Genomic DNA, 18,306 nt, shown 5'->3' with positions numbered 1-18,306 from the left:
CAAAACGTTATCGGCTGCAGTCAGTTGCGCAGCCGATAACCCGTCTTGAAGATCCAGCCCAGGATCGACAGGCAGATGACCAGGAAGAGGGTGATCATCCCGAGGCTCACCATCGGGTTGACGTCGGCGATCTCGTAGAAACTCCAGCGGAAGCCGGAGACGAGATAAAGGACCGGATTGAAATGGCTGACCGTCTGCCAGAAGGGCGGCAGCATGTTGATCGAATAGAAGCTGCCGCCGAGGAATGTCAAAGGCGGCACGACCAGCATCGGAATGACGTTGAGCTGCTCGAAATTCTTCGCCCAGATGCCGATAATGAAACCGAACATGCTGAAGGTGACCGCCGTCAGCACCAGGAAAAGCACCATCATGAACGGATGGGCGATGTGAATGTCGACGAAGAACGAGGCGGTGGCGAGGATGATCAGGCCGATGATCAGCCCCTTGGTCGCCGCAGCACCGACATAACCGACGATGATCTCGGTCATCGCCACCGGCGCCGACAGGATTTCGTAGATCGTGCCGGTGAATTTCGGGAAATAGATGCCGATCGAGCCGTTGCTGATGCATTGCGTCAGCAGCGTCAGCATGATCAGGCCGGGCGTGATGAACGACCCGTAGGAAACGCCCTCGACCGTCTGGATGCGCGAACCGATCGCGGTGCCGAAGACGATGAAATAGAGCGAGGTGGTGATGACCGGCGAAATGACGCTCTGCAGCAGCGTGCGCCGCAGCCGGGCCATCTCGAAGACATAGATCGACTTGATCGCTTCGAAATTCATGCGTCTTCTCCCACCAGTGCCACGAAAATATCCTCAAGCGAGCTCTGTCGCGTGGAAAGATCGCGGAAATGAATGTCCTGGGAAGCGAGCGTCGACAGCAGCGATGCGATCGTGCCCTGCCCTTCCTCTCCCTGGTATTCGTGGATCAGTGCCGTGCCGTCTTCGGAAAGCGTCAGGTTGTAGGCAGCGAGGCTTTCCGGCAATACCTTCAGCGGCTCGGACAGTTCGAGCCGGAGTTGCTTGCGGCCGAGCTTCTTCATCAGCGCCGCCTTTTCCTCGATCAGCAGCAGCTTGCCGCCGTTGATGACGCCCACCCGGTCGGCGATCTCTTCCGCCTCCTCGATATAGTGGGTGGTGAGGATGATGGTGACGCCGCTTTCACGCAGCTTCTCGACCAGCTGCCACATCTCGCGGCGCAGGTTGACGTCGACGCCGGCGGTCGGTTCGTCGAGGAACAGGATTTTCGGTTCATGGGCGAGCGCCTTGGCGATCATCACCCGCCGCTTCATGCCGCCCGAAAGTTCGCGCAGCATGTTGTCCTTCTTGCTCCAGAGCGACAATTCCTTCAGCACCCTCTCGACCAGCGCCGGATCAGGCTTCTTGCCATAGACGCCGCGGGAAAAGCTGACCGTATTCCACACGGTTTCGAACATGTCGGTCGTCAATTCCTGCGGCACCAGGCCGATCAGCGACCGCGTCTGGCGGAAATCCCGGATGACATCGTGGCCGCCGACCATCACCTTGCCGGTCGATGGATTGACGAGGCCGCAGATGATCGAGATCAGCGTCGTCTTGCCGGCGCCGTTCGGGCCGAGCAGCGCGAGAATCTCGCCTTCCTCGATTTCCAGGTCGATGCCTTTCAGCGCCTGGAACCCGTTCTCGTAGGTCTTGGTAAGTTTATCTATGGAAACGACTGAGGCCATGCGGAACGGTTCTTCCCAAGGATTCTATTTGCGGGATGCGCCGCGAATATAGGCACCCCAACCTTCGAAACCATCCCTTGTGGAAGAATATTGCTGACGGTTTCGGAGGATAATCGACGGGCAGAGCCGCTCCGGAATGACGATCCGGTCTCGACCGCGATGTCTCGACCGAAGAAACCGCCGCTGTCATTTTTCCGTGACGTTCCTACAGCATTGTCCCACCAGGCAAGCAACGGTCCCGCCCTTTACGCCGCACGTAACCCCTCGCGCGACCGTCATGACCATAGTGTTTTAGTCTTTCTCGTTTTCCGCTTGCCGCATGCGTACTGTTTTCAAGTATGAGTTCTTCAGTAACCGGAAGCACGGCTCCTCCCCGCGAGCCCGACCTCCACTCTCGCCGGCTCCCTGAGCCGGCTTTCTTTTTTGTGGGTTCAAGCCAATTCCGTTCGGGAGGCCGGGTGAGACCCGACGCGCGATGGGCATGGTCTGCGCGTCGGGTCTCGTGCCGCAGTAGGGGTAAAGCCTGGGGGGGGCGGACTGCGGCACCACCACTCTTGCGTCGCCGCTGCTTATGGTTCCAGTTTGGTTTCCGCATATGGTTTAAGGAGCGTTAATGTCCACAGGCTCGCCGCAATCGCCATATCCGAAGCGGAAGCTCAGGTCCTGCGTCTGCCGGGCAGCGCATGCCGCCATGCCGTTTCCAGGGCGTCGCGGAGGTCCGCCTCTTCGAGTTCGGAAAGAACCGCCGTCGTCCAGCCTTGACGGCCCCAGGCGTTCTGAACGGGCGAAAAAGCATTCGGCAGCATCTCGCATTTGAACTGCTGCTCGTCGGGCGTGAACCTGAAATTCGCGGTCAGGCCATCGGCCGCAAGCGTCGCGTAGATGCGCCTGACCTTGAACGCCGACCGGTCGAAATGCGGCGCCTCGGACGTTCCTTCGAGCGAGAGGGCCAGGTTGCGGAGCATGTCGGCATCGGCCATCGTCAGACCTCAGTCGCAATAGCGCTTGCCGCCCCTGCGGGAGCGCAGGTCGAAGTGAAAATGGTTCCAGTGTTCCGCATTGCTGCCGGGGCCGAGCACGGTGCTGAAATACTTGCAGCTGTCGCTGCGCACCGCCTTCAGGAGACCGCCCTCGCGCATCGAGAACAGGCCCTTCTTGCGCACGTCGATCTCGTGGCCATCCTTCAGCACGATCTGGCCGATGTCGATGGCGTTGCCCTTGGCATGCTCGGACATCGGATTGTTGCGCTGGTTGCTGTTGTTCATCCGCCGGCAGGAATAACCGCCCATCGGCACGATCTTCTGGATGCCGGTCAGATAGCGGTAACGGGCGGAAGGCGCGAGCTCGTTCTTCACCCATTTGGCAAAGGCGAGCGTCGTCTGGCAGTTCAGCGTGACGGCCGGCTTGACGTCGATATTGCCGGACAGGCCGGAGAGTTTCACCGGATAAGGCACCCTGCAGCTCGAGCCTGCGTCGATGGGCGGTCGATCGTCGAATTCGACGCCGAGGCGCCTCAGTTCCGCCCGGCAGCTGACTTCCGACTGCGGCATCACATCACGCTGCCAGGGCATGTCGCGCTGGCTCATCGGCCCGCTGTCGCTCATCGGATTGTTGGGCCGCAGCATTGCTACCTGCTGCGTGCCGGCCGCCGATCTGCTGCCGGGAGGTGCTATGCTCCGCTCATTGCCCCAGGCCATGTCGCGATTGGCCGGGTTGCCGTTCGAAAGATCGCCCTGGAGACCGGCGCCCTGGCGCTTCGGCGGCACCAGTACGCGGTCGTCGTTCATGGGTTGGGAGATCGGCTGGCGGCGCGACTGCAGCGCGCGGGGATTGTCGGTGCCGATGCCGTCGACGACGGGCTGGTCGCCGACACCTTCGGCGATATCGGAATCCTCTTCCGCGGCAAGCCCCGTGACGTCGCTCTCGTCAGGTCCGAAACCGAGCTCCGCATCGATGTTGACGCCGTCTTCGGGAATGGTCGTCGGCCCGGCATTGCGGGTCGTGTTGCGCTGTCGGGCCGAGGCCTGGTTTTGCATCGCCTCGTCGCTGTCGATCATCGGCAGGCGGCCCTGGCGCGCGCCGGGTGCCTGCTGCGACATCGGCGCGCCAAGCGGCGCCGACTGCACCGGCTCCGGCGCCCGCAGATAGTGGCCGTCGTTATTGGCGCCCGAATTGGGATAGGCTGAATTTTGATAGCCGGCGCCCGCAAGGTTCGGCGTATTCGCGTAATCGACGGCGCGGGCCCCGGAGACCGGCGCGGGGTTCGTCGGATAAGCCTGCTGCGAGGCGGGCTCGCGCGGTATGTCGCGCATCGGCTGGATCGCCCCGACGCGGCCGTTATCGATCGACGCCGGCGGAACGAGATCCCCGGCGGAGCAGGCAGCCAGCATTGTCGGGATCATCAGCGAGCCGATCACCCGCCGAGAAAGGGAAGCATACGCCATACAAGTTTGCCACTCTTCCGGTGCCGAAATGACACACGCTGAGAGTTTAGGCAAAGTCGGTAAATGAACCTTTGAGAAATCAAGGCTCTTTCGTGACCTTTCGGTGCAATTCAAGGTCGTTTCGGGACGCCCGCCGTCCCATTGCTTCCATTCTGGCGATCCATTTCGATGCGGCCGACAGCAAAAGGCCGCCGGCTTGTTGCGCCGGCGGCCTTGTGTTTTTCAGCGGTAGATCGATAGATCGGTCGATCAGGCGGCGCGAGCGCGGGATGCCTGACCCGAGGTCGCCGCGCGGCCTCCGTTGCCGAGCCTGAAGGCCGAAAGGAGGCCCTGCAGGTGCAGGCTCTGTTCGGCAAGCGTCTGGCTTGCCGCGGTGGTCTCCTCGACCATCGCCGCGTTCTGCTGGGTCATCTGGTCCATATGGTTGACGGAGGAATTGATCTCCTGGAGCCCGGTCGCCTGCTCGCGGGCGGCCGTCGCAATCGTGTCCACATGGGCGTTGACCCGCTCGACCAGGGTGGCGATCTCGACCAGCGCATCGCCGGTGGAACGCACCAGCGCCACGCCGCCTTCCACTTCGCGGGCGGAGTTGCTGATCAGCGTCTTGATCTCCTTGGCGGCATTGGCGGAGCGCTGCGCCAGTTCGCGCACTTCCTGCGCCACGACCGCAAAACCGCGGCCCGCCTCGCCTGCCCGTGCCGCCTCGACGCCGGCATTCAGCGCCAGGAGGTTGGTCTGGAAGGCGATCTCGTCGATCACCGAGATGATCTGGTTGATGCGGTTGGAGCTCTCCTCGATCCGGCCCATGGCGTCGATCGCATTGCGGACGATCTCGCCCGAACGGCCGGCGCTGTCCTTGGTCTCGCTGACCATGGTGCGGGCCTCGACGGCCCGTTCCGACGCGGTGCGGACGGTTGCGGTGATCTCGTCAAGTGCTGCCGCGGTCTCTTCGAGCGCCGCCGCCTGCTGTTCGGTGCGCTTGGACAGGTGGCCCGTCGCCCCGGAAATGTCCGAGGCGCTGTCGCGCACCACAAGGCTGGTCTCGGAGATCGCCGCGATCGCCTGGTGCAGCGAACCGACCGCCGCGTTGAAATCGTGGCGGAGTTTGGCATAGTCCTCGCCGATATCGACAAGTGCCACGGAAAGGTCGCCCCCGGCCAGCGCCTCGAGCGCCCGGCCGAGCTCGCTGATCGCGCGCCCCTGGCGTTCCGCAGCGGCCGTCATCGTGCGCTCGTTGTCGGAGCGCTCGCTGGCGATCATGCGGGCCTGTTCGGCCTCGCGCGCCTGCAGCTGGGCCCGTTCGTCGACCGAATCGCGCAACACGGACAGCGCGCGGGCCATTTCCCCGATCTCGTTCTTCTGTTCGGTGCAGGGCACGGTGACGCGCGCCTCGCCCGATGCGATCGACTGCAGCGCCTGCCTGATCTTGCCGATCGGGCCGGTCACCGTCTTGACCACGAAGGTGGCGCCGGCGATCAGCACCAGCGCGCCGATGCCGAACATCGAGGCGAAGTTAATCGCATCGCGCCGGAACATGGCGTGCAGGTCATCGACATAGACGCCGGTGCCGACGATCCAGCCCCAGGGCGCGAAACCGGCGACATGCGAATATTTCTCGACCGGCTGCTCGGCGCCCGGCTTCGGCCAGTAGTAGTCGACGAAGCCCTTGCCCGTCGGGCTTGCCTTGACGGCATTGACGAACTCGACGAACAGGAACTTGCCGTTCGGGTCCTTGTCGTTCGACAGGTCCTTGCCGTTCAGCTCCGCCTTGATCGGATGCATGATCATCCGCGGCAGCATGTCGTTGAGCCAGAAATAGCCGCTGCCGTCGCCGTAGCGCATCACCGAGATGACCGCCTTGGCCTCGGTCTGGGCCTGCTCGCGGGTCATCGCGCCGGAGGCTTCGAGGGCCTGGTATTTCTTGAGCACGGTCAGCGCCACATCGTTCATCTGGGCAAGGCCCGCCTTCCGCTCCCGTTCCGACGAAGCGTAACTCTGGAACAGGCTGAAGACCATGGCGCCGCCGAGGATGACGAGCGACAGGAGCACAAGACTATAAAGGCGCCAGGAAATGGCGAGACGTTGCATGGGACCCCCCTTATGTGCAATTCGCCTTAAATTCTAATGGTCGATGGTTACCAGGTAGTGAAGCCTTGACAAATCGCGGCGAACGCGAATTAGTTCAGCCTAAATAATTGATGTTGAAACGCTTTTTGGCGGAGTTTCCTTCTCCTTCATGTGCGGTTAGTCTCGCGGCGGGAGGAGTCGCCCGAAAACCGCTTCGAAAGAGAGACGACATGACCGAAAATCCCAAGCCGACCGGCGAACTGACGCTCCGGACGCTCGCCATGCCGGCGGATGCCAACGCGGCCGGCGATATCTTCGGCGGCTGGGTGATGGCGCAGATGGACCTGGCGAGCGGCATCCGCGCCGCCGAACGCGCCCGCGGCCGCGTGGTGACGGCGGCGGTCAAGGAAATGGCCTTCGAACTGCCGGTCAAGATCGGCGATACGCTGAACATCTATACGGAAATCACCCGCGTCGGCCGTTCGTCGATCACGCTGACCGTCGAAGCCTGGGCGCAGAGGGCGCGTCACCGGATGATCGAGAAGGTCACGGCAGGGACTTTCATCATGGTCGCGCTCGACGAGGATGGCCGCCCCGTGCCGGTGCCCGCCGAGCAATAGATCGAGGAACAGCCATGGACGTCGCCACCGCCGCCGAAACCTATACGCATATCCGCGTGGTCATGGGCATGGTGGTGAGCCTCAGCCTGGCGCGGCTGCTGAACGGCCTCGCTGGCATCGTTCAGCATCCCGGCGCGGCGCGCATCTACCCCGTCCACCTCGGCTGGGTGGTGTTCATGTTTCTGTTCCTGGCGCATTTCTGGTGGTGGGAATACCGGCTACACGCCCTGCCGGTGATCGGTTTTGCGGCTTATCTTTTCCTGATCGCCTTCTGCGCGCTGTTCTTCTTCCTCTGCGCCCTGCTCTTTCCGACTTCGATGCAGGATTATGACGGTTACGAACATTATTTCCTGTCGCGGCGAACCTGGTTCTTCGGTTTCCTGGCGGGAATGCTCGTCACCGATCTCATCGATACGGCTCTCAAGGGTTGGGATTATTTCCTGTCGCTCGGCTACGAATATCCGGCCCGCACCGCGGTCTATATCGTGCTCAGCATCATCGCCGCGATCACCACCGACCGGCGTTATCACGCGGCCTTCGTCGTCTTTGCGCTCGCCTACCAGTTCTACTGGGTATTCCGGGTTTACGACCTCCTGACATAGACGGAACCGGCCGGATCACCCCCTCAGATAGGCCGAGGACCTGTCGAAACTCAGGCCGGGGAAAACCTTGGCGGTGAGATTGTCGGGCTCGATCCCGAACTGCCGGTAAAGCATGGCGGCCGCGACCTCGCGGACGTCGCCGGTCGGCATCAGGTCGCGGCGGTCGAGCAGCTTGTCTTCGGAAAGGCCCGGCCATTTGCCCAAGACCCTGCCGCCCGGGATCGCCCCGCCAGCGAGCACCGCAAGCCCGCCGGTTCCGTGGTCGGTCCCGTTGGTGCCGTTTTCGCGGGCGGTGCGGCCGAATTCGGTCATTGCCAGCACGACGGTCTTTTTCCAGGCCTCTTCGCCGAGCGTATCCTTCAGCGTGATAATCGCGGTCGAGAGATCGCCGACGGCTTTCCTGAACTGCCCTAGCTGGCCCACATGGGTGTCCCAGCCGTTGATCGAGAAACTGGCGATCCGATAGTCCTCGCGCAGCATGCCGCCGGCAAGCCGCGCCATGTCGGCAATGCCAGCGCCCCGCCTGTTGTCGGCGTAAAGGGAGTCCGCCGACATATCGGTCTTCTTCGCCTCCTCCATGGCTTTCGCAAACGCCGGATCGCTGGCGTAGAGGCGGTCGAGAAAGGCGATCTCGTCCTCGGCAAGCGCGAAATTGCTTTGCGACGACCATGTATCCGCTTCGTTCGGACCACTGAGGATCAGTTCCATCGACGTATTGATGTCGATCGCCTTGCGGCCGTTCGAGCGCGGGATGATCGCGAGCGTGCGGTTCAGCCAGCCGGTGCGCTGGCCCTTGGCGTTGCCGCCGGTCTCCAGCATGTCCTGGCCGTCGAAATGGCTGCGCTGGTCGCGATAGGGCGTCGAGACGGCATGCACGAAGGAGAGCTCGCGCGCCTGCCACAGCGGCACCAGCGCGGAAGCTGCCGGATTGAGCCCGAAGAACCCGTCGAGATCGATGAGCCCGGTATCCGGCCTCAAGCCCAGTTTCGGGCGCAGCGCCGCATAGGCCGGATCGCCGTAAGGCTGGACGAAGTCGAGTCCGTCCATGGCGCCGCGCAGGATGATCGTCACGAAGCGGTTGTCGCCGGGCATCGCTGCAAAGCTCACCGGCGTCAGGAGCGGAACCGCCGCCGCGCAGCAGGCGCCGGCCAGAAAACCGCGGCGAGACAACGGGAAACTGTCCTGGACGCTCATCTCTTATCTCCTGTTGAATTCAGGGGATGCCAGCACCATCGTGATGCCGTGCACCTTGTTGGGCGCCTGCGCGATCACCCTTCGGGTCTCCGGATGGGCGGCATCGGCAAGTGCGGCCTGTAGGAATTCGGACGGCTCCAGCCTCTGTGCAAAGATGCGGCCGACCATGCGCGACCAGGAAATCCGTTCGCTCAGCTGGCTCGGGGTCAGCCACACGCTCGTTTCGTCCGCGAAACCCGCGGGGCTCGGCGGCTGCCAGATCGGCTGGCCCATGCGCTGCAGCGCTCCGAGCGTCAGGGCATTGGCACGCCCCGCCTTCTTCCTGATATCTTCCCTCTTCGCCATACCAGTCAGGTCCATGGCCTTCTGCATCGGGCTCTCGTCCTCGTCGCCATCGTCCATGTCGCGCAGCAGGTTGGCCAAATTCCTCTCCGGCAAATCGAGAGCGCGGAAACCCGACGCCACGAACTCGAACGGCTGCTTGATCTTCTGGCCGGGATCCGACCAGGCCCGCGGATGAGCGAGCATGGCGCGGTAGACCTCGGTCAGATTGCCCTCACTCTGCGTCCATGCCGCGACCATCACGCCGACCATGTCTTCGGGCGCCTCGTCGGCGACGAAATGCCGGACGAGCTTGCCGCAGACATGCCGCGCGGTCGTGGGGTTGGCGGCGAGGTCCTCGAGCATCAGGACGTGGTCCTGGCCATCGCCTTCGTCGTCCTGATAGGTCCGGCCGAGCAGGTTGACAGGCCCCGCCTCGGCGAGGCGCGGCTGATAGACGACCTGCATGGCGCGGTTGTCTACCGACAGGCCGGTGAGGATCAGTGCTGCGGCACGCACGTCGTCCTGCGTATAGCCGCTGCCGGCGCCCAATGTGTGCAGCTCCAGCAGTTCGCGTCCGAGGTTTTCGTTGAGACCGCGGCCGTTCTTGCGGGCAGCGGCGGAATCGGGCCCGACACTCTGGTTCTGGTCGAGATAGATCAGCATGGCCGGATGCAAAATCGCATCGGACAGCAATTTCGTGAAGGAACCGCCGATATTGGGGCGAATCGCCTGCGCCTCATAGAGCGGCACGATCATCCGCATCGGCAGCGACTTCATCACGCTGGTCGAAAAATGGTCGACCCAGAAACTCGCGAGGCGCTCATAAAATCCGAGCGGCGAATGGATCGCCTGGGCAAGCCGCGCCATGGCATCCTGCCGATAGATGCGCCGCGCCTCGGTCCGGGTCGCCTTGCGGACGTCCTCGTTCGGATTGCCGGCCTGACGGGCTTTCGCCTCGGCGGCGAGCAACGAGACGACACGGGTTGCAGTGTCCAGCCGGCCACTCACACCCTCGCGCGGAAAGCGAGGCTTTTCGGAAGCCCCTTCCTCGATCTGCGCCAGCAGCGCCTCGACATCGCGGGGCGGCTCTTCGCCGGGACGAAGGCCATAACCGTATCGGATGGCGGCCAGGGTCGGGTTGGGAAGAGCCATTGGATTACTCCTCGTTTGACTCGCTTAGAGTCCCGAACAAATGTGGTGGAAACCAACAGGAATTGCGGCCATTTCGTGACATGGACAATTTGTAATTCGTGACCGCGGGGGTAAGTTCCAGCAGTGCGGGAGAAATCGGATCGACTGCACGATCTACCAGCTATCGGAACAATCGAACGGCATCCGCCCAATATTGAGGCGCCACGAACGGCCGATTACCTTTTCATTCAGGATAACCCGGCTGGGTTGAAGAAGATCCCTCGAATGCAAGACTTTCTTATCGCTGCCGTTGGATAGTGTCGGCATAGGAACTCCAGCTCAAGCGGACCGATGGAAGCCGAATTTAGAACAGGTCAGATCGACCCGGCCCTTGCCCTGGACGTGAAACGAGCGCAGGCATCGACCATGCTCGAACGCCTGATCTCGACGCTCGCGACCAATGCCGCGATATCCGCTTCGGCGCTTTTCGTCACCACAATCGACCGTGGCCTGACCGTTTCGGCCAGCCTCTGGTTCACGGCGGTGATCGCCAGCCTCATCCTGCGCGTCGTCATGGCGTCGATCCTGAAGCGTTGGGAAACCGTGGAACATGCCCCGCAACAGGCGCTGGACGTGCTGACCGTCGGGGCACTCTTGAGCGGGCTCGCCTGGGCGGCCCTTCCGCTGACCGTGCCCGATTTCAACGCGCTCGACGGAGACAGCGGCCTCTATTTGATCATGTGTGGCATGGCGACCGGCGCGGTCCTGATGGGTGTCGGGCACAACCCGGTTTCGCTCGCCTTCGCCATACCGCCCAACATTTCCGTGATGGTGTCGCTTGCCGTCACCGGCAGCGCCAGCGGCTGGCTCCTCACCATCGACGTCGTAGCGCTGACGATGGTGCTGATCCGCAGCAGCCGTACCAGCGAGGCGACCTTCGTCGGCAACGTGCTCGGCAAACTCAAGGCGACGGCGCTTGCCGATTCTCTCTCCAGTGCCAATTCGAACATCCTGCGCGCCAACTACCGGCTGGAAGTGCTCGCCAATTGCGATCCGCTGACCGGGCTTGCCAACCGTACCGCCTTCAATAACGCCCTTGATACGGGAATTTCCGCCGCAAGGCTGGAGGAGGAACAACTCGCCCTCCTCATCCTCGATCTCGACCGCTTCAAGACGGTCAACGACACGCTCGGCCACAGCGCCGGCGACGCGCTGCTCGTCGAGGTCAGCGACCGGCTGCGTTCGGCGGTCGACGGCAACGGCGTCATCGCCCGGCTCGGCGGCGACGAGTTCGCGATCATCCTCGGCGGCTCGGATGCCGCCGAAACCGCCCGGGGTCTGGCGAAGCGCATCCTCGAGCACAGCCGGCAGCCGGTCATGCTCGAGGGCCAGCCGACCGTGGTCGGCACCTCGATCGGCCTGGCGCTCTTCCCGCTGCATGCGGATACGGCCGAGGATCTGTTCATCAGCGCCGATATGGCCCTCTACAGGGCCAAGGACGGCGGGCGCCGCCAGTGGCGCGAATTCGAGCCGGCCTTCCGCTCCCAGGCCGACCGCCAGAACCAGATCGAGCACGAACTCGCCGATGCGCTCGATGCCGGCGACCTCGAAGCGTGGTTCCAGCCGCAGGTCGACCTCGCCTCCCAGCAGATCACCGGTTTCGAGGCGCTGGTGCGCTGGCACCACCCCTATCTCGGGCCGATCGCGCCGCCGGAAATCGTCGCCGCCGCACAGGCAGCCAACCTTGCCGACCGGCTGACCGCGACGGTTGCCGAAGCCGCCTGTCGGCTGCTCACCCGCCTGCCCTCGCTCGGCCTGCCGCGGGCGACGGTTGCCATTAACGTCTCGCCGCGCGAGTTCGACCTCTATTCGGTCACCGACGTGCTCGATTGCATCACCTCGGCCCATTGCATCGATCCGGCGCTGTTCGAGATCGAGATCACCGAGGAGGCGATCCTCGACACGCTGGTCGCCGGCGAGCAGCTGAAGCGCATCGAGCGATCCGGCTACAAGCTCGCCGTCGACGATTTCGGCGCCGGCCATTCCTCGCTCGCCTATCTCGTGGCGCTCAAGGTCGACCGGCTGAAGCTCGACCGCCGTTTTATCACCAACGTGCATCAAAGCCGCCAGAACCAGGAAATCGTCGGCGCCATGGCCGGCCTCGGACGGGCGCTGTCGATGGAAGTGGTGGTCGAAGGCGTCGAGAGCGACGAGGAGGCCAACGCCCTGAAAGCGCTCGGCTGCCAGTTCGCCCAGGGCTATTTCTTCGGCCGCCCGATGCCGGCCGAACGCATCCCCGGCTGGATCGAAAGCCGCCGCGCCGTCACCGAGCGCCAGGTGGCGTAGCCCACCGCCTCCCCCCAAAATCCGTTTCCCTTTTGTACTCGTTTTGTGACCTGCCCCTCTTCACTTTCGCGACGAGTCTCTCCATATTCGCGGCATGGCCAGATCACCGAAAAAATCGCCCGCCTCGAACCCGGACAATCACGACGGTTTCGGGGAAGCCCCGCAATCGTCGTTCGAGGGTGCGCCTCTGCAAGGCAGCGTATCCGACTGGGTGAAGCAGCTCGAGGCCGAGGCGGAAGCGTCGGGCGTCGAGACGCAGCGTGAGATTGCTTCGAAGGCGGGCAAGCATCGCAAGAGAATAGAGATCGCGGCGCGCGAGGAAGCCATCAAGGCCGCCAAGTCGGCCCCGACCACGGCCAAGAATACCACCGCCTCGAAGACCGCCCGCGGCGTGTCGATCGGCGCCTCGTCGGATCCGAAGACGCGCGCCCGCGCCGGCCTCAACCCGGTCGCCGGCATGGATACGTCGTTGGAGGACGCCGAGAACCTCGCCGCCGGCGCGGTCACCGCCACCGTCGAAGCACTGTCGGCGCTGATCGAGAGCGGCAATCCGCTGTTCAAGGACGGCAAGCTGTGGACGCCGCACCGCCCCGCCCGGCCGGAAAAATCCGAGGGCGGCGTCACCATCCGCATGTCGTCCGACTACGAGCCGGCCGGCGACCAGCCGACCGCCATCCGCGACCTCGTGGCGGGCATCAACGACAACGAGCGTTCCCAGGTCCTGCTCGGCGTCACCGGTTCGGGCAAAACCTTCACCATGGCCAAGGTGATCGAGGCGACCCAGCGCCCGGCGGTGATCCTCGCCCCCAACAAGACGCTGGCGGCGCAGCTCTATTCCGAGTTCAAGAACTTCTTCCCCGACAACGCGGTCGAATATTTCGTCTCCTATTACGACTATTACCAGCCGGAAGCCTATGTGCCGCGCTCCGACACGTTCATCGAGAAGGAGAGCTCGATCAACGAACAGATCGACCGGATGCGCCACTCGGCCACCCGCTCGCTGCTGGAGCGCGACGACTGCATCATCGTCGCCTCGGTCTCCTGCATCTACGGTATCGGCTCGGTCGAGACCTATACGGCGATGACCTTCCAGATGTCGGTCGGCGACCGATTGGATCAACGTCAATTACTGGCCGACCTGGTGGCCCAGCAATACAAGCGCCAGGACATCAATTTCGTGCGCGGCTCGTTTCGCGTGCGCGGCGACACCATTGAAATCTTCCCGGCCCACTTGGAAGATGCCGCCTGGCGTATCTCGATGTTCGGCGACGAGATCGACGCGATCACCGAGTTCGATCCGCTGACCGGCCACAAGGTCGGCGACCTGAAATCGGTCAAGATCTACGCCAATTCGCATTACGTCACCCCGCGCCCCACCCTCAACGGCGCCATCAAGGCGATCAAGGAGGAGCTGAAGCACCGGCTCGCCGAGCTCGAAAAGGGCGGCCGCCTGCTCGAAGCGCAGCGGCTGGAGCAGCGCACCCGCTACGATATCGAGATGCTGGAGGCGACCGGCTCCTGCGCCGGCATCGAGAACTATTCGCGTTACCTCACCGGCCGCAATCCCGGCGAGCCGCCGCCGACCCTGTTCGAATACATTCCCGACAACGCCCTGCTGTTCATCGACGAAAGCCATGTCTCGGTCAGCCAGATCGGCGGCATGTACCGGGGCGACTTCCGCCGAAAAGCGACGCTCGCCGAATACGGCTTTCGCCTGCCCTCCTGCATGGACAACCGGCCCCTGCGTTTCGAGGAATGGGATGCGATGCGCCCGCTCACCGTTGCCGTCTCGGCGACGCCCGGCAACTGGGAGATGGAACAGTCCGGCGGCGTGTTCGCCGAACAGGTGATCCGCCCCACCGGCCTGATCGACCCGCCGGTGGAAGTCCGTTCCGCCCGCTCCCAGGTCGACGACGTGCTCGGCGAAATCCGCGAGACCGCCGCCAAGGGTTATCGCACGCTGTGTACGGTGCTCACCAAGCGCATGGCCGAAGATTTGACCGAATACCTGCACGAACAGGGTGTGCGCGTCCGCTACATGCACTCGGACATCGACACGCTGGAGCGTATCGAGATCATCCGCGACCTGCGCCTTGGCGCTTTCGACGTGCTGGTCGGCATCAACCTCCTGCGCGAAGGCCTCGACATTCCCGAATGCGCCTTCGTCGCCATCCTCGACGCCGACAAGGAAGGTTTTTTGCGCTCGGAAACGTCGCTGATCCAGACCATCGGGCGAGCCGCCAGAAACGTCGACGGCAAGGTCATCCTTTATGCCGACAAGATCACCGGCTCGATGCAGCGCGCCATGGATGAAACCGCCCGCCGCCGCGAAAAGCAGATGGAATACAACACCGCCAACGGCATCACGCCGGAATCGGTGAAAGCCCGCATTTCCGACATCCTCGACTCGGTCTACGAGCGCGACCACGTCCGCGCCGACATTTCCGGCACCTCCGGCAAGGGTTTTGCGGATGGCGGCCATCTGGTCGGCAACAACCTGCAGGCCCATCTCAACGCGCTCGAAAAATCGATGCGCGACGCCGCCGCCGACCTCGACTTCGAAAAGGCCGCCCGCCTGCGCGACGAAATCAAACGCCTCAAGGCCGCCGAACTCGCCGTCATGGACGACCCGATCGCCCGCGACGAAGCCCGCGCCGTCGAAGGCGGCAATGGCAAGGCAAACGGCAAGGCTGGAAACGGCAAAGGCGGAGCAAAACCCCGCCGCGAGTCGATCTCCCCCCTTGAGGCGGGGTCCGAAGGACGGGTCGAGACCCGTGGCTCGACCCAAACCGGCAGGACAGAGGGGGGTGCTTCCACACCCTCGACCTCCCTCTTCGCCAAACCCGGCCTCGACGACATGGGCCGCGACATCGCCGAACCCGCCAAGCCATCGCTGTTCCGCAAGAACGACCTCGACGAAATGACCGTCGGCCGCACCGAAAAACCGGTCACCGGCAAGCTGCCGCCGAAACCGTCATCCTCAACCTCAACCTCAACCTCTCCGTCGTCATCCTCGGGCCTGACCCGAGGACCCACCGACGACCCCCGCCCCCTCGTGCGCGGCAAGGTCGGCGCGGGAAGTTATGAGGATGCTGGCGAGCAGAAGCGGAAGAGCCGGACGAAGGGGAAGACGGGGCGACCGGGGCGGTGAGCGCTGACCCAGTTAAATCTCGATCGAGGTTGAGCCGAAGTACCCATACGCAGGGCCGATATAAAGAGAAGCTTAAGCGCGCAAAAACCGTACAGTCATCACTATATTTAGTGACACCTCATAGCATAACGCCTGTTTATTCTAATTTACGCTACGTAGAGATATCTTTCTAGCTTTTGGTAATCTAGCGACACCCGTATCCTCCCCCAAAATCCCAAACGCCAGTCCTCCAAGGGCGTTTACGACCCCACCCCTTCTGATAGGGGTTGGTATATAGTCCACACCAAACAACGCCTTGAAAGCAGATTTAAAACTATCAACATCTCTGACATGGTAAAATACGGGCCAACTTTGGTACTCCAAAGTTGAAATTTCCCCATTTTTTCCTAATTTCCGCATATATTTTACTGTCTCCCCCACATCCCCTCTTACAGCAGCTACACAACATTGAAAATTGTTTGACGATGCAGACCAATCTACGGAATCCAAAATGGTTAAAGCCTCTTTTTCTTCCTTAAGAAGCTTGCAGGAATTAGCGTGATTTACGATAAACATTCTGGTCATCATCTCTGATCGGTCACCGCGAAGCCCCCGCGCGAACTCCAGAAGATACTTTGCCAAGCGATACTCCCCGCTCATGATCAGCTCAAAGCAAAGGTTTAGTAATAGTGAATCAGCAATTTCAGATTCGGCCGGAACCAACTTTCTCCAACACACTTGGATTAATTTAACTCCGAACTCGATAATCAAATCAAGAGACTCATAGAAATACCTCGGATCAGCTCTTAAATAGTCACCTTTTGATATCTTGTTGTCTGAGGTGTACTTTTTTGAAACCTTTGATAAGTATATATCGTTAACTATCCCGTTATTGTGAGCGAATAAATTTCTCCGCTCAAACAATTCCATAAATTTATCGATATTCTTATGATTGGATTTTATATCAGATATATTCACCTTATTCTCGAACCATTCAATCTGTTTATCGACCCCCTCCCTGAATATATTTTCGACTTCCTTGTCAATATATTTCTGCTTAATCGAATCTATAGAGTCCGCTTCAAGTATATCTAGGATAGATACAGTTTTATCTTTTGAAACTATGATTTTTGGATTGATCTCGATTATTATCCTCGCAAGCAGAGACATTTGATGTTCATAGCTGCTTACAAGCCCCATCAGCAGCATCTGCGGTATTTCTCTACCGACAATCTTTGAGGACTTCAGCAAATCCCTTATCTTTAGTAGCTCATTCTTTTTATTGTTTGGAAGAAGGTAGATTTTAATATTCGGCCTCTCCTCAACGACAGCGCCATTTTTATTGAGAAAATCTCCTAATGCTTCCCTGCCAATATTTTCTGATACAAGTGACCCAAGCCCCGCAAAAAATCTTAAAAACTCAATATATCCCTTCATGGTATCTGCAAAATCCACAAAACGGGTCGCCATTTTCGACGTTTCCCCGGTTTTCGTGTTCTCAATCTCTTTTCCTATACTTTCAATAAGTACACCGTTATCAAAATCTGCCTCATTGAAGTCGTTTTTATCAGAAAACGAGAACCCAAAACCTCTTTCCATATCTTCAAAAAAAGATACGAAAAACTCTCCCTTTGCCATCACTACCTCCGAATCAAATGACGATTGCTCGTACTATATTCTCCTCTGAGTTGTTTCCAAATTTTCTGCTCCGACGATTTCCCTGCTCTGAGGCCATCTCTCATGGACGTTCTCACTATCCTTCCACCCCTCCCTCCCCTAAACATCTCCTCACATCCAAACGGGGAACGACTCATCCATGCGCATGCCGGCCATCGTTTTCGGACTGCTGTTTTCCCTGCTGGCTGCGGCCGGCGCCGAGGCGCGGGTCTACAAGTCGCCGCAGGCGCTGATCAAATCCCTTTATGCCGACACGATCGACCCGGCCGAGGACGACGCGCCCTCGCCCTATTCCGCCTATTTCTCCGAGGCGCTCAACGAGAGCCTGACGGCGAATGGCGAGGCGGTGGATTTCGATCCGATCCTTGCCGGACAGGATGGCGTCGCCAGCAATGTCCAGCTTTCCCCGCCGATCGTCCTCGGCAACACGGCCGAGCTGGAAGTGTCCTTCCGCAACGGCAAGCGCTCGGCGACGCTCTTCTACACGCTGGTGCGCGAAAACGGCGGCTGGAAGGTGGACGACATCGCCGACCAGTCCGGCGACGACCCCTGGAGCCTTCGCGACCTTTTGGGGCAGTAGGGGCCGGCCCGGACTTCTCCCCCGCGGCCTTTCGGCGGTACCTTTCCTCCCTCATTCCCGTGCCTGTCACAGGAATCCAGCAGCGCCGCGTCGGCGGCGCGTAAGACTCTACTTCCCTCGCCCTCGACCCGAAAAATATCCTCTCGCCGTGCAGACGCACGGCGGCTGGATCCCTGTGACAAGCACAGGGATGAGGAGGAGAGCTGGCATTTCGCCTTGTCCGATACGGGGATGCTGCCGAACATCTCCTCCAACCTTTTCAGCACTTTAACTCCATCCACATCCTCTCTCATCCCCGCCCTCCCGGCCCATGCCTAAAATCCCTCCGTTCCGTCGCGGATACACCGGCAGGCGTGCCGGCGAGGCGGGACCGGCGCGGACGTCAAGGGCAAGACGCAAAACCTTGGCGTTCGGGTTCGCGGAAAATGGTCTCCCTCCGGCGACGCGGGACGGATGAGAAGCTGTCGGACCGACTGTCGGACCGAC

Annotated in this window: 13 protein-coding genes; 5 read left to right on the top strand and 8 right to left on the bottom strand. The window is 61.3% G+C overall.

What is annotated here, in order from left to right:
- Positions 1 to 20: 20 nt before the first annotated feature.
- The 5 genes from AC1DLT_RS16700 to AC1DLT_RS16680 form a co-directional block, all read right to left on the bottom strand.
- Complete coding sequence (locus AC1DLT_RS16700; RefSeq protein ID WP_038542707.1) at positions 21 to 782, bottom strand: ABC transporter permease; 762 nt, start codon at positions 780 to 782, stop codon at positions 21 to 23.
- Positions 779 to 1,705 carry an ABC transporter ATP-binding protein gene (locus AC1DLT_RS16695; RefSeq protein ID WP_477487466.1) on the bottom strand — a complete coding sequence of 309 codons (927 nt, stop codon included), beginning with the start codon at positions 1,703 to 1,705 and terminating at the stop codon, positions 779 to 781. Before AC1DLT_RS16695 ends, AC1DLT_RS16700 begins: the two co-directional genes overlap by 4 nt.
- 656 nt (positions 1,706 to 2,361) lie before the next feature.
- Positions 2,362 to 2,685 carry an MmcQ/YjbR family DNA-binding protein gene (locus AC1DLT_RS16690; protein ID WP_038542704.1) on the bottom strand — a complete coding sequence of 108 codons (324 nt, stop codon included), beginning with the start codon at positions 2,683 to 2,685 and terminating at the stop codon, positions 2,362 to 2,364.
- Between the two features lie 9 nt (positions 2,686 to 2,694).
- Positions 2,695 to 4,149 carry an extensin-like domain-containing protein gene (locus AC1DLT_RS16685; RefSeq protein WP_477487465.1) on the bottom strand — a complete coding sequence of 485 codons (1,455 nt, stop codon included), beginning with the start codon at positions 4,147 to 4,149 and terminating at the stop codon, positions 2,695 to 2,697.
- A gap of 249 nt (positions 4,150 to 4,398) precedes the next feature.
- A complete protein-coding gene (locus tag AC1DLT_RS16680; protein ID WP_477487464.1) occupies positions 4,399 to 6,237 on the bottom strand; it encodes a methyl-accepting chemotaxis protein in 1,839 nt (612 codons plus the stop codon).
- A 209-nt stretch (positions 6,238 to 6,446) separates the two neighbouring features.
- Between AC1DLT_RS16680 and AC1DLT_RS16675 the strand changes: the two genes are divergently transcribed.
- Both AC1DLT_RS16675 and AC1DLT_RS16670 read left to right on the top strand, forming a co-directional pair.
- Positions 6,447 to 6,836 (top strand): acyl-CoA thioesterase, encoded by a 390-nt coding sequence (locus AC1DLT_RS16675; protein ID WP_038542698.1) that lies wholly within the window; start codon positions 6,447 to 6,449, stop codon positions 6,834 to 6,836.
- Positions 6,837 to 6,850: 14 nt separating this feature from the next.
- On the top strand, positions 6,851 to 7,438 hold the full coding sequence (locus AC1DLT_RS16670) for a hypothetical protein (protein WP_477487463.1): 588 nt from the start codon (positions 6,851 to 6,853) through the stop codon (positions 7,436 to 7,438).
- A gap of 15 nt (positions 7,439 to 7,453) precedes the next feature.
- Here AC1DLT_RS16670 and AC1DLT_RS16665 read toward each other — a convergent pair whose 3' ends face one another.
- Complete coding sequence (locus AC1DLT_RS16665; RefSeq protein WP_477487462.1) at positions 7,454 to 8,632, bottom strand: DUF1501 domain-containing protein; 1,179 nt, start codon at positions 8,630 to 8,632, stop codon at positions 7,454 to 7,456.
- Between the two features lie 3 nt (positions 8,633 to 8,635).
- On the bottom strand, positions 8,636 to 10,108 hold the full coding sequence (locus AC1DLT_RS16660; protein ID WP_477487461.1) for a DUF1800 domain-containing protein: 1,473 nt from the start codon (positions 10,106 to 10,108) through the stop codon (positions 8,636 to 8,638).
- Between the two features lie 330 nt (positions 10,109 to 10,438).
- Here AC1DLT_RS16660 and AC1DLT_RS16655 point away from each other — a divergent pair, with 330 nt between their 5' ends.
- Both AC1DLT_RS16655 and uvrB read left to right on the top strand, forming a co-directional pair.
- Positions 10,439 to 12,433, top strand: a complete 1,995-nt coding sequence (locus AC1DLT_RS16655; protein ID WP_477487460.1) for a putative bifunctional diguanylate cyclase/phosphodiesterase — start codon at positions 10,439 to 10,441, stop codon at positions 12,431 to 12,433.
- A gap of 94 nt (positions 12,434 to 12,527) precedes the next feature.
- Entirely contained in the window at positions 12,528 to 15,584 is a 3,057-nt protein-coding gene (uvrB, locus tag AC1DLT_RS16650; protein ID WP_477487459.1) for an excinuclease ABC subunit UvrB, read from the top strand.
- A gap of 141 nt (positions 15,585 to 15,725) precedes the next feature.
- Here uvrB and AC1DLT_RS16645 read toward each other — a convergent pair whose 3' ends face one another.
- On the bottom strand, positions 15,726 to 17,201 hold the full coding sequence (locus tag AC1DLT_RS16645) for a hypothetical protein (protein WP_477487458.1): 1,476 nt from the start codon (positions 17,199 to 17,201) through the stop codon (positions 15,726 to 15,728).
- A gap of 178 nt (positions 17,202 to 17,379) precedes the next feature.
- Between AC1DLT_RS16645 and AC1DLT_RS16640 the strand changes: the two genes are divergently transcribed.
- Positions 17,380 to 17,820, top strand: a complete 441-nt coding sequence (locus tag AC1DLT_RS16640; RefSeq protein ID WP_477487457.1) for a DUF3828 domain-containing protein — start codon at positions 17,380 to 17,382, stop codon at positions 17,818 to 17,820.
- Positions 17,821 to 18,306: the final 486 nt, after the last annotated feature.

The sequence above is a fragment of the Neorhizobium sp. 05N33 genome (assembly GCF_056397445.1).
This window is presented reverse-complemented; position numbering and strand designations above follow the sequence as displayed.